Consider the following 14,496-nt stretch of genomic DNA (forward strand, 5'->3'; position numbering starts at 1 on the left):
CCCGCCGATGAGCACGCTGCTTGCGGAGCAGGGCATCGCCGTGTCGCCGGGCGAGGACCTGGCGCAGCTGGAGCCGGCACCGGACATCGTGGTGATCGGCAACGCGCTGTCGCGCGGCCACCCGGTGGTCGAGGCCGTGCTGGAACGCGGTCTGCGATACACCTCGGGGCCACAGTGGTTGTCCGACGCGATCCTGCAGTCCCGCTGGGTGCTGGCGGTGGCGGGCACGCATGGCAAGACGACGACCAGCTCCGTGCTCACCTGGATGCTGGAGTCGGCCGGATACGCGCCCGGCTTCCTGATCGGTGGCCTGCCCGGCAACTTCCCGGTGTCCGCGCGGCTGGGCAGCGGTGATTTCTTCGTCATCGAGGCGGATGAGTACGACACGGCCTTCTTCGACAAGCGATCCAAGTTCGTCCACTACCGGCCCCGCACGGCGGTGCTCAACAACCTGGAATTCGACCACGCGGACATCTTTGACGACCTGGCCGCGATCGAACGCCAGTTCCACCATCTGATTCGAACCGTTCCGGGCAATGGCGCGGTGATCGTGCCATCCGACGACGTCGCGCTGTCGCGCGTGCTCGACCAGGGCTGCTGGAGCGAACGGATCGTGCTGGGCTCGCCGGACGGCTGGCAGATGCGCGCGCTCAGCGACGACTGGTCCAGTTTCGAGCTGGTCGATCCCGCCGGCGCGGTGGCCGAAGTGCGATGGAAGATGCTCGGCGCGCATAACGCGCGCAACGTGATGGCCGCGGCGGCGGCGGCGCGGCACGTGGGCGTGCCCGTCGAACAGGCCGCCGAGTCGCTGCGCCGATTCGAGGGGGTGCGCCGGCGGCTGGAGACGCGCGGCAAGGTCGGTGGTACGGTGATTTACGATGATTTCGCCCATCACCCGACCGCGATCAGCGAGACGATCCGGGCGCTGCGTGCGCGTGTCGGCGACGAACCGATCGTCGCCGTTCTCGAGCCGCGCTCGAACACCATGAAACAGGGGCATCACCGTGAGGCCTTGCAGGCCAGTCTGGCCGGTGCCGATGAGGTCCACGTGCTGGAACCGCCACATCTGGGCTGGAGTCTGCGCGAGGCCTTGCGGCCGCTGGGCGATCGGGCTGAGGTGCATGCGTCGGTGGCATCGATCATCGACGCCGTGTGCCGTCCCGGCGTCACGCCTGGCCCGCGTCATCTGCTGGTGATGTCCAACGGCGGTTTCGAGGGCATACACGGCCGCCTGATTCAACGCCTGGAGGATGCATGACCAGCCTGCCCACCCAGACCATCGACCAGAGCCTTCCGAACCCCGACGCGCTGGCCGCCAGCCTGGAGCGCGTGCTGGCGCAGGCAACCGGTGCCGGCGCCACCGCGGCGGGCGCGACCATGTCGATCAGCGTCGGGCTGACCGTGACCGTGCGCGGCGGTGACGTCGAGTCGGTGGAGTTTCAGCGGGATCGCGATCTGAGTCTGACGGCCTACCGCGGTCAGCGCTCCGGCTCGGCGAGTTCCGCGGACTGGTCGGAGGCATCGCTCAACGAGGTGGTCGACCGCGCGCTGTCCATCTCCGGTCACACCGGCGAGGACCCCTATGCGGGCCTGCCGGATCCCGAGCGTCAGGCGACCGACTTCCCCGACCTGGACCTGCACCATCCCTGGTCCCTGTCCGTCGTCGAGGCCATCGACATGGCACTGGCCTGCGAAGCAGCGGGTCTGGAGGCCGATGAGCTCGTGTTCCAGTCCGAGGGCGCCACGGTGAGCACCCACGCCGGCCTGACCTTGCTGGCGAACACCCAGGGATTCGTCGGGCACCGGCTCGGCACTTCGCACAGCGTGTCCTGTTCCGTGCTCGCCAAGTCCGGCGACGAGATGCAGCGCGACTACTGGTACAGCTCGGCGCGGCGGCACGAGGACCTGGAGGCGGTGGCCGATATCGGCCGACGCGCAGGCGAGCGCGCGGCGTCACGGCTCGGCGCGCGGTCGATTCCGACCGCGGCGATGCCGGTGCTGTACACCCCGGAACTCGCGCGCGGACTGATCGGACATTTTCTCGCCGCGATCTCCGGCGGCAACCTGTACCGACGGGCATCGTTCCTGCTCGATGCCCAGGGCAAGCCGGTGTTCGCGCCGGGCGTACGGATCACCCAGCGGCCGTTTCTGTCGCGCGCGGCCGGCAGTCGCAGCTTCGACAGCGAGGGCGTGGCCATGGCGGACCGCACGCTGATCGACGAGCGGGGCGTGCTCCAGGGTTATCTGTTGGGCAGCTACTCCGCGCGGCGGCTGGGGCTGGAGACGACCGGCAACGCCGGCGGCCCGGCGAACATCGTCGTCGAGCCGGGCGAGCTGGACTTTCAGGCGCTGCTGACCGAAATGGGCGACGGCCTGCTGGTGACCGAACTGATGGGGCAGGGCCTGAACATGGTGACCGGGGATTACTCTCGCGGCGCCAGCGGCTTTCTGGTCCGCAACGGCGAAATCCGTGAACCGGTGGACGAGATCACCGTGGCCGGCAATCTCGGCGACATGTTCAGAAACATCCGCGCCGTGGGCCGCGACGTCGACATCCGGGGCAACTGCCGTACCGGCTCGATTCTGGTCGACGGCATGACGGTCGCCGGCCAGTAACCACCGGCGACCGGCTGTTTGCTCAGGCCGATTTCTTCGAAGTCACCGTCGCCAGCCCGCCGGCGTCGGTCAGCGGCACGGTGGAACGGCCTGGCCGGCTGCGGATCGCGCGCTGAAAGAACAGGTTGTTCGGCAGGCGCAGGGTCACATCCTCGTGTTCGCCGTCCGGACCGGTGACGGTTTCGCGCAGCGTCACGAACAGCAGGTTCAGGTCGATGACGCGACCGGCCAGCTTGAACCCGTTCGCCGGGTCGACCAGTTCGACATCATCGCCGACCCGGAACGGGGCATAGATCAGCAGCAGCATGGAGCACAGCGCGTTCGACAGCACGCTCCAAACCGCGACGAAGCCGACCGCGATCATCACCAGTACCGCGGACACCGCCGCCCAGACCGTGCCGGTGGACACGCCCAGTTGTTCCAGCATGAACAGGCCCGCGATCAGCAGCACGAGCACGCGGCTGATCCCGCGGAACGCGATCTCCCCGCGTCCGGTGAGCAGCTTGCGATCAATCAACTGCCGGGTGACGCGGCGGATCAGCCGGAGCACGATCCAGGTCAGGACCGCGATGAGGAGAATCCGGGCGAGCAGCCAGATTTCCTCGGGTACGTTCTTCAGGCTGTCGAGTAACGCAACATCCATTGGTATCGGTTGTCCGAAATCAGGAGGCTGAGAATTGTGCGGGCAACACCCGGTCTGTAGGAAGACAGCATTGATCAGGACAACACTGGCTTCATCATGAACCGACGCGATATTCTGAAAGCCTTCATGGCACTGGGCGTGACCGCGCCCGTGGTTCACGCCAACAGCGAGGACGATATGGACATTGAACTCGACCTCACGAAACGCGAATGGCGCAAGATTCTGGATGATGACGCCGCGTTCCGCGTCCTGTTCAAGGAAGGGACCGAGCGTCCCTGGACCAGCGAATTCAACAAGGAAAAACGGCCCGGCACCTACATCTGCAAGGCCTGTTATCAGCCGCTGTTCGACGCCAGCATGAAATTCGAGAGCGGCACCGGCTGGCCCAGCTTCTTCGACACGCTGGAAGGCGCGGTCGAAACCAAGCGTGATTTCAAGCTGATCCTGCCCCGCACCGAGTATCACTGCTCACGCTGCGGCGGTCATCAGGGCCACGTGTTCGACGACGGGCCGCAGCCCACCGGCAAGCGCTACTGCAACAACGGCATCGCGCTGGAGTTCGTGCCGGAGGGACAGGAGTTGCCGAGTCTGCGCAACGCGGCCTGAACGGCGCCCAATCCCGGGGCGGTCCTAGAGCAGGACCAGCGCGCCCAGTCCCAGAAACGCGAAAAAACCGACGACATCGGTGATGGTCGTCAGCACGACGCTGCCGGCGAGCGCGGGGTCGATGTCGAGCTTGCGCAGAATCAGCGGAATCCCGAAGCCGGACAGCGCGGCGAACAACTGGTTGACGATCATCGCCAGCGCGATCACGGCGCCCAGCGTCGGGTTGCGGAACCAGACCAGCACGATCCCCGCGACCACCAGCGCCCACAGGATCCCGTTGATCGCGGCCACTGCCATTTCCTTGCGTAGCAGTGAGCGCGTATTGCCGCTGCCGATCTGACCCAGCGCCAGCCCCCGGATCATCAGCGTCAGCGTCTGGCTGCCACTGATGCCGCCCATGCTGGCGACCACCGGCATCAGCACGGCCAGCGCCACGACCTGGTCGATCACGTGTTCGAACAGTCCGACCACCTGCGCCGCCAGCAGCGCGGTGAGCAGGTTGATACCCAGCCAGACTGCGCGGCGTCTCGCGCTGGAGGCCACCGGCGCGAAGATGTCCTCCTCCTCGTCCAGGCCGGCCATGCTCATCAGGTTGTGCTCGGCCTCGTCACGGATCACGTCGACGACGTCATCGATGGTGATCCGGCCGATCAGCAGGCGATGCGCATCCACCACAGGGGCGGAGATCAGGTCGTGGTTCTCGAACTGATGGGCGACTTCGCGTGCTGGCAGGTCATCGGATAACGGCTCCAGCTCGGTGTCCATCGCCTCTGCGACACGTTCGCTCGGGTCGTGCATCAGCAGGCGTTCCAGCGACAGGCCGCCGATGAACCGGCCGTAGCGATCGACCACGTAGATCACGTCGGTGTGATCCGGCAGCGAGCCGCGCAGCCGCAGGTAGCGCATCACCACATCGAGGGTGACGTCGGGCCGGATGGTCACGGTGTCCGTGTTGGTCAGGCCGCCCGCGGTGTCCGGGGCGTAAGACATGACCTTTTCCAGGGCCTGGCGGTTGGCCAGGTCCATGGAGCGCAGCACCTGCTCGGTCAGCGTTTCCGGCAGGTCGTCGACGAAGTCGGCGAGGTCGTCGATGTCCAGATCGCGGGCCGCCGCGATGATGTCCTCGGGCTCCATGCCCTGGATCAGGGCGGCGCGCACCTCGTCATTGACGTGCAGCAGCACTTCGCCCTGGTCATCGACATCGACGACACCCCAGACAACCTTGCGCTCGGCATGCGGCAGCGATTCCAGCAGCCGGGCGATTTCGGCGGGGTGCAGGGATTTGAGGATGCGCCGGACCGGCACCAGCCGGCCGCTGTCCAGCGCATCGCGGAGACGTCCCAGCCGGTGTTCCGCGGTTTGTTGCTCAGCCGCTTCGGCCATGGAAATGCTCCCGGAGACTGGCGCGCATTCTACGCAGCTTGCGCGGTTGCTACAGCAGCGACGCGCGGATCGGACGGTGTTCGCGTCCGCGCGCGGGGTTACATCTCGGAGATTTCGTCGATGATGCGGCGGGCGGCGTCCGGGTCCGTACTGGCGAGCAGCGTGTCCGTGCGCTCGCGCAGTTCGGCGAGGTTCGAGTCCCGGATGATTCGCTTGACCTCCAGCACGCTGGCCGGGTGCATGGAGAACTCGGTCAGGCCCAGACCCAGCAGCAGCTTGGTGTGCAGCGTGTCGCCGGCCATCTCGCCGCACATCGACACCGGAATCCCGGCGTCGCGCCCGGCCTCGATGGTGCGGCGGATCAGTTGCAGCACGGCGGGATGCAGCGGGTCGTAGAGGTAGTTGACCTCGTCGTCCACGCGGTCGATCGCCAGCGTGTACTGGATCAGGTCGTTGGTGCCGATGGAGAAGAACTCGCATTCACGCGCCAGCCACGGCGCTGCCAGCGCGGCGCCGGGTACCTCGATCATCGCGCCGACCTGGCTGTCCTCGCTGAACTCGCGATGCTCGGCCGCCAGTTCGCGTCGGACATCCGCGATCAGCTGCATGCATTGCCGCAGTTCGAAGATGTTCGAGATCATCGGGATCATGATGCGCGCCTGGCCCGCCGTGGCCGCGCGGAGCAGGGCACGCAGCTGGGTGCGAAACAGGTTGCGATCACGCAGGCAGAGGCGGACGGCACGCAGGCCCAGTGCCGGGTTCGTCGCCTGTGACACGCGGATCGCTTCGGACTGCTTGTCCGCGCCCAGATCCAGGGTCCGGATCGTGACCGGACCGTGCACCGCGGCGATCACCTCGCGGTAGGCGAGGTATTGCTCCTCCTCGCCCGGCGGTTCATCGCGGTTCATGAACAGGAATTCCGTGCGGTAAAGCCCGATGCCCTCGGCGCCGACCTCCAGCGCGTGGCCGACATCGCTGGGCAGCTCGATGTTCGCCAGCAGACGGATCGTCTGCCCGTCCCGCGAGGTCGCGGGCTCGTCCTTCAGGCGCAGCAGCATCCGCCGGTAGCGCGCGTCGCGTTGCCGGCGTCGGGCGTAGAAATCCAGCGTGATGCGGGCCGGCGCGGCGACGACGTGACCGGCGTGACCGTCGACGATCAGAACCTCGCCATCCTCGAGCAGGCGGCGTGCGCCGTGCAGGCCGACGATGGCGGGAATGCCCAGGCTGCGCGCCAGGATGGCGGTGTGCGACAGCGGCCCGCCGGACTCGGTGACGAACCCCGCGACGCCCTGGCGGTGCAGCAGAATGATGTCCGCGGGGGTGATGTCATCGGCGACGACAATGGACGTGCTTTCGTGCGCGGCTTCCCGGGCCCCCAGCGGCTTGTCGTTCTTGAGCAGGATGCGCTGAATTTGCGAGACCACGTGTTCGACGTCGTCCCGCCGGCTGCGCAGGTAGGGATCCTCCATCGCCTCGAACACGCGGATCAACGTGTCGCGCTGACTCTTGAGGGCGGCCTCGGCGTTGACGCCGCGCTCGCTGATCAACTCCTCCACCGCCTCGGAGAAGGCGCGGTCCTCGAGCATCAGCAGATGTGATTCGATGAACGCCGAAATCTCCCCCGGCGTGCCCTTCGGGATCCGCTCCTGCACGTCCTTGAGCTGATGGCGGGCGCGACGCAGCGCTGACCGGTAGCGGCGAATCTCCGCCTCGACCTCGAAGGGCTCCAGCGCGTACTCGGGGATCTCCAGATCGCCGGAGACGATCTTCATCGCGCGGCCGATGGCGATGCCGCGCGCCACGCCGATGCCCGAGAGCCAGAGGCTCATGTCAGCGCCTCATGTCGTGAGCGGCGCCGGGTCACGCGTCCTCGCCGAACCGGTCCGCGATCAGAGCGGCGACGGCGTCCAGCGCCGCCTCGGCGTCGGGCCCGTCGGTTTCCAGTTCCAGTTCCGTGCCCTTGCCGGCGGCAAGCATCATCAGGCCCATCATGCTCTTGCCGCTGACTTCGCGGTCGCCACGGCGCAGCGTGACGCGGCTCTCGAACTGCCGCGCGCAGGTGACGAGCTTGGCGGTCGCGCGCGCGTGCAGGCCCAGCTTGTTGACGATGGTGACGGTGCGGCTTGGCATGGCGGGCGCTCTCTAGTCGGGTTGCTGGCAGTCGACAATGCCGCGCCGGCCGCCCTCGATGGCCGCCGTCGACAGGGCGTCCAGACCCTGATCGTGATAGTTGAAGACACGGAGCAGCATGGGCATGTTGACGCCGGCCACCACGCGCGTGCGCTGGTCCGCCGCGATGCGGGTGGCGAGATTGCCGGGCGTGGAGCCGTAGGCGTCAGTGAGGATGAGTACGCCGTCGCCGGAATCCAGGCGGTCGATCATCCGGTTGCCCTGGCGGATCAGAACCTCGGTGTCCTGGACGCGGCGCACCTCCAGGATGTCGGTCTCCAGCGGCAGTTCGCCTATCACGTCGCGAACCGTGCTCAGCAGATGCTGGCCCAGCCGGCCGTGGGTGACGAGAAGTAGTCCGCAGCTCATGCCAATTCCGAGTGTCTGATCTGAATCGCCCGACCCGCGGTGCGGAACCGTCGGGCCAGGGCCTCGACGAGATAGACGGAACGATGGCGGCCACCGGTGCAGCCGATGCCGACGGTGATGTAGGTCCGGTCCTCGCCCTCGAAGGCGGGGAGCCAGCGTTCGAGAAAGCCCGCGATATCGTCTTCCAGGGCCTGACAGGCCGGCAGGCTGGCCAAGTACTCGGCGACATCGGGGTCCTGACCGGTCTGCGGTTTCAGCGCCGGTTTCCAGTGCGGGTTCGGCAGACAGCGCACGTCGAACACGTAGTCCACGTCATCGGGCACGCCGTACTTGAAGCCGAAAGACATGAACAGCACGGTCAGCGACGCGTCTGGCGCGCCGCCGATGCGATGCCGCACGCGCTCACGCAGTTCGTGCACATTGGTTTTCGACGTGTCGAGGATGATGTCCGCGCAGTCGGCGATCGGGTCGAGCAACGTGCGCTCGCGGGCGATGGCGTCGCGCAGGGTGATGTCGGCGTCGGTTAGCGGATGCTTGCGGCGGGTCTCGCTGAAGCGGCGGAGCAGCACATCCTCGTCGGCTTCCAGGAACAGCGTCGATACCCGGATGCCGCGGGCACGCAGCGCCGTGATGTGTTCACTGTAGCCTTCCAGCTCGTCGCCCGAGGCGCGGGCGTCGATGCCGACGGCCAGTTGGCTTGGCGCCTTAGCGGCAGCCTCCGCATGGGTCGCGAGCGAGTCGAGCAGGGCCATCGGCAGGTTGTCGATGCAGAAAAAGCCCTGGTCCTCCAGCACCCGCAGCGCGACGGATTTGCCGGCGCCGGACAGGCCGCTGACCACGATCAGTTCCACGTCACAGGCTCCATCATCGGTTGCTCGTCGGCAAGCCCGGCGCTGCGTACGGCCAGTTCGATCAGCTCGGGTGACGCGGGTGCCTTGTCCACCGGGATGCTCCACTGCGGCAGCGGCTGGCCCAGGAATTCCACCTGGGCCGGCACCGAACCGTCCAGTGGGCGGGCGTCGGTATCGGGCACCCGGGTCAGGTGGATCAGCAGATCGACGCGGATGGCGTCCCGGATGGCGTGGTCCCCCAGCAGCGCGGGGACATCAATCACGCCGACCCCCCGCAGTTGCAACCGCCCGCGCAGCGCGACGGACGAGCGGCCGGTCCAGTGGTTACCGTCAGGCTCGAATTCCGGGGCATCGTCGGCGACCAGCGCATGACCGCGGCGGATCAGTTGCAGGGCGAGTTCACTCTTGCCGGTGCCGCTGTCACCGGTCAGCAGCACGCCGCGCCCGTACATGGCCATCAGGACGCCGTGCCGGGTGGTCAAGTGGCCTTCAGGCCTGGGTGGGCAGTTCGGAGACGATCTGCTCGTACAGCGCCTCGTCCGATGTCGCGTTGCGCATCGCCTGTACGAAGCCGTCGTCGGACAGGCGCTCGGCAATTGCCTTGAGAATTTCCAGATGTGTCTGCGTGGCTTCCTGCGGGACGAGCAGACCGAAGATCAGGTCCACGGTGGAGCCGTCGCTGGCATCGTAGTCGATACCGGCTTCCAGGCGGACGAAAGCGGCGGCCGGCTTGTCCAGCCCGCGTATCCGCCCGTGCGGGATGGCGACGCCGCCTTCCAGCGCCGTGCTGCCGAGCTTTTCGCGATTGACCAGGCTGGTCAGTACGTCGGTGGCGCTCAGATCAGGCGCGACTTCCACCAGCAGCTTGGACAACTCTTCCAGCGCGCGCTTCTTGCTCGCGATCGATCCGAGCGTGCGGACCTGGGCAGGTGCGAGGAGATCGGCTAGTTCCATCGGAAATCTCCGTGACAAAGTCAGTCGTCGATGAGTAATCGGATGCCCGTAGTGTAACAACCAAAACAACGCGAGGCCGGGTCGCCATGCGTCCCCGGCCTCGCTGGTCTGGGCTCCTCCCCGGACAGGCCATGGTCAGCCCGCCGGAAAACCCGACTGGTTTACTGCAGCATCTCCGCGATGCGCTGTGGTCCCTTGCCGTGATGGTTGGTGACGCGTTCCTTGAACCGTCGGGTCTGGCGATCCAGCTTGTCGATCAGCTGGTCGATCGCCACGTACATGTCGTCAGCGACGGCCTCCGCGTGGAGGTTCTTGCCGCTGGCGTGGAGTGTTGCCTCCGCCTTGTGTCGAATCTTTTCGACGGTGAGGATGACCTCGGCATCGATGAGATGATCGAAATGTCGCTCCACGCGTGACAGCTTCTGTGTCACGAACTCGCGCAGCGAATCGGTCAGTTCGACGTGGTGGCCGGAGATATTTAGGTTCATGCGTTCACTCCTGAATCTGAAAACATGCGACGGCCTCCGGTCGTGGAGGACGTCGGGTCAGACCAAGCGGCGACGCTCGTGGGAAGGTGGCAGGTCCATCGCTTCTCGATACTTCGCGACGGTGCGCCGTGCGACCTGGATGCCGTCTTCGAGCAGCAGTTTGGCAATGCGGCTGTCCGACAGCGGCTTCTCAGGAGGCTCTTCCTTGATCATCCGCCGAATCATGGCCTGGATCGCGGTTGCTGAGCACTGACCTCCTTCCACGGTTGAGACGTGGCTTGAGAAGAAATATTTCAGCTCGAACAGCCCACGCGGCGTATGCATGTATTTCGACGAGGTCGCACGCGACACCGTCGATTCGTGCACGCCGAGCTGCTCGGCAACGTCCCGGAGGACGAGAGGCTTCATGGCCTCTTCGCCATATTCCAGAAAAGCCCGCTGTTGTTCAATGATGCACTGCGCAACGCGCAGCAGCGTCTCGTTCCGGCTCTTCAGACTGTTGAGGAAATAGCGCGCTTCCTGCAGATGCTGCTTCATGCACTGCTGGTCTTCGCTCTGATCGGCGCGCTTCACCAGGCCCAGATAGTCCGCGTTGATGCGCAGCTTGGGCGTGATGTCCGGATTGAGCGAAACCGACCAGCGTCCGTTGCGCTTGCTGACGAAGACCTCCGGGGCGACGTATTCCGCCTCGTGATCCACATACTCGGCGCCGGGATGCGGCTGCAGGTTGCGGATCAGGTCCACCGACTCGGAGACGACATCCACCGGCTGCCGGAGGAGCCGCGAAAGGCCTCGCAGGTCGTGACGTGCAAGCAGTTCAAGGTGCTCGGCGGCGATCGCCTTGGCCAGATCCACCACCGGACCGTGATTCAGCGCATCCAGCTGGAGACAGAGGCATTCGCCAAGATCCCGGGCACAGACGCCGGACGGATCGAAGCGTTGCACCGTGTCGAGCACGGACCGGATCATGTCCGGCGAGTGACCCAGTTCCAGCAGACGCTGTTCCACGACCGGCCAGTCCGTAAGGTAGCCGCGCTCGTCCACGGCGTCGATCAGGTGCGCGGCGATCTCGTCCTCGGTGTCCGAGAAGCCCGCGAGACCGGACTGCCAGGTCAGATGGTCGCGGAGGCTGGTCTTGCGATGCAGATTCGCCTGCCGGTATTCGTACCAGGCCTCGTCGGCCTCGCGCGAGCGATGCGAACTGCCGTCATAGATGTCGGTCCATTCGGCGTCCACCGGCAGATCGTCGGGAATCGCGTCGTCGGTGGTCTTGGAGTCCGCCGATTCCGGCGTGGGTGCGTCCTCGGGAGCCGCTTCCAGTTCGTCGGAGCGCTCCAGCATCATGTTGGAGTCCAGCGCCTGCTGGATTTCCTGTTGCAGATCCAGCGTCGACAGCTGAAGCATGCGGATGGCCTGCTGCAGCGCCGGCGTCATCGCCAGCGACTGCCCCATGCGCAATGCAAGGGCTGGACGCATTATGGTGTTGCTTCACTGGAGAACATGGCTTGAAGATACGCTGCCGTGTTCCTGCCACGCAAGCGGGTGGCAGCATTTTTGCTTAACGGGAATTTGATGCCGCGAAAATATCCGCAGGCTAAAGCTTGAAGGATTCACCGAGATAGACGGATCGAACCTGCGGGTTGTCCAGGATCGTGTCCGGTGCCCCCTCGGCGATGACTTCCCCCTCCGACAGGATGTAGGCGCGCGAGCAGATGCCCAGCGTCTCCCTGACGTTGTGGTCGGTGATCAGTACGCCTATGCCGCGACTCTGCAGGTGACGAATGATGTGCTGGATGTCACCGACCGAGATGGGGTCGACGCCAGCGAAGGGTTCGTCCAGCAGGATGAACTGCGGGTCCGCCGCCAGCGCGCGGGCGATCTCCACGCGGCGGCGCTCCCCGCCGGACAGGCTCATCCCCAGCGTGTCGCGCACGTGTTCGACGTGCAGTTCCTTGAGCAGGCCTTCCAGGGTTTCCTGTCGCTGTGCCTTGGACAACGAGCGGCGGGTTTCCAGGATCGCCAGCACGTTCTCCGCGACGGTCAGCTTGCGGAAGACTGACGCCTCCTGTGGCAGGTAGCCGACGCCCAGCCGGGCGCGGCCATGCATGGGCATGCGGCTGATGTCGCGTTCGCCGAGGGTGATCGTTCCCGCATCGCCGGCGACGAGGCCGACGATCATGTAGAACGACGTGGTCTTGCCGGCGCCGTTGGGGCCCAGCAGGCCGACGACCTCGCCGGCATTGACGTGGATGCTGACGTCCTTGACCACCGTGCGCTTCTTGTAGCTCTTGCGCAGGTTGCTGGCGCGCAATGTCGTGCTCATGGCGTGTCCGGAACGTCGGGCGCCGGGATGGTGATCCGCACCCGTTCGGATTCGCCGCCCGCCGCGCGCATCCGTCGGTCGGCCAGGTTGTACTCGATCTTGTCGGCGCTGAGCGTGTCTTCGCCGCGTTCGATGCGCGCACCACCTTCCAGCGTCAACTGACGCGATGTGGCGTTGTAGGTCATCGACCGCGCAGTGGCGACGATCGGGCTGTCGGCATCGGGCGGCGTGTGGGTGAGTTTGGCCGGCTGGCCTTCCATGGTCGCGCTCAATTCGCCGTTGTTCGGTCGCTCGATCGTCAGGCGATCTCCGGTCAGGTCGATGTCCTGTTGCTGGAGATGGACATTGCCGGAATAGACGCTGTAGCCATTCGGCTCATCGAGTTCGCCATTGTCCGCATCAATGGTCAGCTGGCCGGACTGTGCATGGGCGACGGTGCCGAGCAGGGTCAGGCCGAGCAGGGCCGGCAGCAGGCATCGCTTCAGTTCATTCATTGATTTGCGCCCGTACCCGGTTGAGCAGCTTGACACGTGTCCCCTGGAAATCGGTGACCAGGCCAACGGCCTCGATGCGCTTGTCGGGGCTGCGCAGTTCCACCGGTGCCTCGGAGCGCAGCGTTTCGGTCTCCAGTTCCACCAGCAATTGTTCGGTATTGAAATCCAACGGCATCCCCGCGTCGTCACGACCATGGACATTCACCGCCCCCGTCAGTTCGATGCGGTCCTGGCTGGGAGGCACGCGGCCGCTGGGAGCGGTCAGCGTCCACACGCTGCGGTCGCCACCGAGATAGTCCACATCGACGGTACTCAGGGCCAGACTGCCGTCGGCGAAGTAGGTGGCGCGCTCGGCGGTCGCGCGGTAGTCCATCTGGCCGTTTTCGTCGAAACGCCGCAGGCGCATTTCGGAGAGATAGGAGCGGGCATCCGGCGGCGGAGCCGCAATGGTTTCGGCGGGTGGCGAATCCCCCTGGAGCAGCGCGATGCCAACCGCGCCCATGATCGCCACGGCGAGCAAGGGGATGGCCGGCGCCGTCAGCGCGCTCATCCGAAGACGGCTCTTGCGCTCACTCATGAACGGGCGTCCAGGATCAGGTCGCAGGCTTCGCGTACCGCGCCGTGACCGCCGTTGAAGCGACTGATCCAGTCCGCGGCCTCCTGCGCCGAGGTATGGGCATCCGCCACCGTCAGCGCCAGGCCCGCACGCCGCATCAGCGGCACGTCCGGTGCGTCATCGCCCATGCAGGCGACTTCCGCGTCGGTCAGGTCCAGGGCCTCCAGCAATTGCTCGTAGGCGGGCAGCTTGACGCGCGTGGACAGCACGATGTGTTCGACGCCCAGCTTGCGCAGGCGCTGCTCATAGGCGGGCGAGGGACGGCCGCTGATCACCGCGACCTGAATGCCGGCGTCCAGCAGCAGCCGCAACCCCAGTCCGTCACGGACGCTGGAGGTTTTCAGCTCCGTGCCGTCCGGTGCCAGGTACAGCTTGCCGTCGGTCAGCACGCCGTCGATGTCGAAAATGACGAGACGGATGTTCGCGGCGCGCTCGCGGATGTTGGTGGTATCAGACAACGCCGGCCCTCAGCAGGTCATGCATGTGCAACAGCCCCGTCACGCGTCGATCCTCGTCGCGGACCACCAGAGTGGTGATGCTGAAATCCTGCATGATCTTGACCGCTTCCGCAGCCAGGGTGCCGGGGGCGATCACCTTGGGCTGCTTCGCCATGACCGACGCGATAGGCGTGGCATGCACATCCAGGCCCCGGTCCAGCGTGCGGCGCAGATCACCGTCCGTGTAGATGCCGACCATTCTGCCGTCGGCGTCGTCGACCACGGTCATGCCCAGGCCTTTCTGCGTCATCTCGACCAGGGCCTCGGCCACCGTCACCGACTCCGGCACACGGGGCACGGCGTCGCCGACATGCAGCAGATCGTCGATCTTGAGCAGCAGTCGCCGACCCAGCGAGCCGCCGGGATGGGACAGCGCGAAGTCGGCCTCGGTGAAGCCGCGGGCCTCCAGCAGGGCGACGGCCAGCGCATCGCCCATCGCCAGCGCCGCCGTGGTGCTCGCCGTGGGCGCCAGATTCAGCGGGCAGGC

Annotated in this window: 18 protein-coding genes; 3 read left to right on the forward strand and 15 right to left on the reverse strand. The window is 66.1% G+C overall.

Annotated elements, in window-relative coordinates:
- On the forward strand, nucleotides 1-1,258 hold a 1,258-nt coding region (gene mpl / locus ABNS06_RS15150; RefSeq protein ID WP_348675433.1), incomplete at its 5' end, for a UDP-N-acetylmuramate:L-alanyl-gamma-D-glutamyl-meso-diaminopimelate ligase.
- Complete coding sequence (gene pmbA, locus ABNS06_RS15155) at nucleotides 1,255-2,616, forward strand: metalloprotease PmbA (RefSeq protein WP_348675434.1); 1,362 nt, start codon at nucleotides 1,255-1,257, stop codon at nucleotides 2,614-2,616. The genes mpl and pmbA, both read left to right, overlap by 4 nt.
- A gap of 22 nt (nucleotides 2,617-2,638) precedes the next feature.
- Here the strand turns inward: pmbA and ABNS06_RS15160 are convergent, their stop codons facing one another.
- A complete protein-coding gene (locus ABNS06_RS15160) occupies nucleotides 2,639-3,259 on the reverse strand; it encodes a mechanosensitive ion channel domain-containing protein (RefSeq protein ID WP_348675435.1) in 621 nt (206 codons plus the stop codon).
- A 96-nt stretch (nucleotides 3,260-3,355) separates the two neighbouring features.
- Here ABNS06_RS15160 and msrB point away from each other — a divergent pair, with 96 nt between their 5' ends.
- A complete protein-coding gene (msrB, locus tag ABNS06_RS15165; RefSeq protein WP_348675436.1) occupies nucleotides 3,356-3,865 on the forward strand; it encodes a peptide-methionine (R)-S-oxide reductase MsrB in 510 nt (169 codons plus the stop codon).
- Between the two features lie 24 nt (nucleotides 3,866-3,889).
- Here msrB and mgtE read toward each other — a convergent pair whose 3' ends face one another.
- The 14 genes from mgtE to ABNS06_RS15235 all read right to left on the reverse strand — a co-directional run.
- Nucleotides 3,890-5,248 carry a magnesium transporter gene (mgtE, locus tag ABNS06_RS15170; RefSeq protein ID WP_348675437.1) on the reverse strand — a complete coding sequence of 453 codons (1,359 nt, stop codon included), beginning with the start codon at nucleotides 5,246-5,248 and terminating at the stop codon, nucleotides 3,890-3,892.
- 98 nt (nucleotides 5,249-5,346) lie between these two features.
- On the reverse strand, nucleotides 5,347-7,077 hold the full coding sequence (gene ptsP, locus ABNS06_RS15175) for a phosphoenolpyruvate--protein phosphotransferase (protein WP_348675438.1): 1,731 nt from the start codon (nucleotides 7,075-7,077) through the stop codon (nucleotides 5,347-5,349).
- Between the two features lie 31 nt (nucleotides 7,078-7,108).
- The gene (locus ABNS06_RS15180; protein ID WP_348675439.1) at nucleotides 7,109-7,378 is read right to left on the reverse strand and encodes an HPr family phosphocarrier protein; all 270 of its coding nucleotides are present in this window, start codon (nucleotides 7,376-7,378) and stop codon (nucleotides 7,109-7,111) included.
- A 12-nt stretch (nucleotides 7,379-7,390) separates the two neighbouring features.
- Nucleotides 7,391-7,786, reverse strand: a complete 396-nt coding sequence (locus ABNS06_RS15185; RefSeq protein WP_348675440.1) for a PTS fructose transporter subunit IIA — start codon at nucleotides 7,784-7,786, stop codon at nucleotides 7,391-7,393.
- Nucleotides 7,783-8,637 carry an RNase adapter RapZ gene (gene rapZ, locus ABNS06_RS15190; RefSeq protein ID WP_348675441.1) on the reverse strand — a complete coding sequence of 285 codons (855 nt, stop codon included), beginning with the start codon at nucleotides 8,635-8,637 and terminating at the stop codon, nucleotides 7,783-7,785. Before rapZ ends, ABNS06_RS15185 begins: the two co-directional genes overlap by 4 nt.
- Nucleotides 8,628-9,119, reverse strand: a complete 492-nt coding sequence (locus ABNS06_RS15195; RefSeq protein WP_348675442.1) for an HPr kinase/phosphorylase — start codon at nucleotides 9,117-9,119, stop codon at nucleotides 8,628-8,630. The genes rapZ and ABNS06_RS15195 overlap by 10 nt, the downstream gene beginning before the upstream one ends.
- Before the next feature lie 7 nt (nucleotides 9,120-9,126).
- A complete protein-coding gene (locus ABNS06_RS15200) occupies nucleotides 9,127-9,591 on the reverse strand; it encodes a PTS sugar transporter subunit IIA (protein ID WP_348675443.1) in 465 nt (154 codons plus the stop codon).
- Nucleotides 9,592-9,752: 161 nt separating this feature from the next.
- Nucleotides 9,753-10,079 carry a ribosome-associated translation inhibitor RaiA gene (gene raiA / locus ABNS06_RS15205; protein ID WP_348675444.1) on the reverse strand — a complete coding sequence of 109 codons (327 nt, stop codon included), beginning with the start codon at nucleotides 10,077-10,079 and terminating at the stop codon, nucleotides 9,753-9,755.
- Between the two features lie 57 nt (nucleotides 10,080-10,136).
- Nucleotides 10,137-11,555, reverse strand: coding sequence for an RNA polymerase factor sigma-54 (locus ABNS06_RS15210; protein WP_348675445.1), 1,419 nt, complete (start codon nucleotides 11,553-11,555; stop codon nucleotides 10,137-10,139).
- A gap of 118 nt (nucleotides 11,556-11,673) precedes the next feature.
- Entirely contained in the window at nucleotides 11,674-12,402 is a 729-nt protein-coding gene (gene lptB / locus ABNS06_RS15215) for an LPS export ABC transporter ATP-binding protein (protein WP_348675446.1), read from the reverse strand.
- On the reverse strand, nucleotides 12,399-12,896 hold the full coding sequence (gene lptA / locus ABNS06_RS15220; protein WP_348675447.1) for a lipopolysaccharide transport periplasmic protein LptA: 498 nt from the start codon (nucleotides 12,894-12,896) through the stop codon (nucleotides 12,399-12,401). The genes lptB and lptA overlap by 4 nt, the downstream gene beginning before the upstream one ends.
- Nucleotides 12,889-13,473, reverse strand: coding sequence for an LPS export ABC transporter periplasmic protein LptC (gene lptC / locus ABNS06_RS15225; protein WP_348675448.1), 585 nt, complete (start codon nucleotides 13,471-13,473; stop codon nucleotides 12,889-12,891). Before lptC ends, lptA begins: the two co-directional genes overlap by 8 nt.
- Nucleotides 13,470-13,970 (reverse strand): HAD hydrolase family protein, encoded by a 501-nt coding sequence (locus tag ABNS06_RS15230; protein ID WP_348675449.1) that lies wholly within the window; start codon nucleotides 13,968-13,970, stop codon nucleotides 13,470-13,472. The genes lptC and ABNS06_RS15230 overlap by 4 nt, the downstream gene beginning before the upstream one ends.
- A partial coding sequence (locus ABNS06_RS15235) for a CBS domain-containing protein (RefSeq protein ID WP_348675450.1) occupies nucleotides 13,963-14,496 on the reverse strand: 534 nt, incomplete at its 5' end. The genes ABNS06_RS15230 and ABNS06_RS15235, both read right to left, overlap by 8 nt.

It is taken from the genome of uncultured Abyssibacter sp. (assembly GCF_964000955.1).
GTDB lineage: Bacteria > Pseudomonadota > Gammaproteobacteria > Nevskiales > OUC007 > Abyssibacter.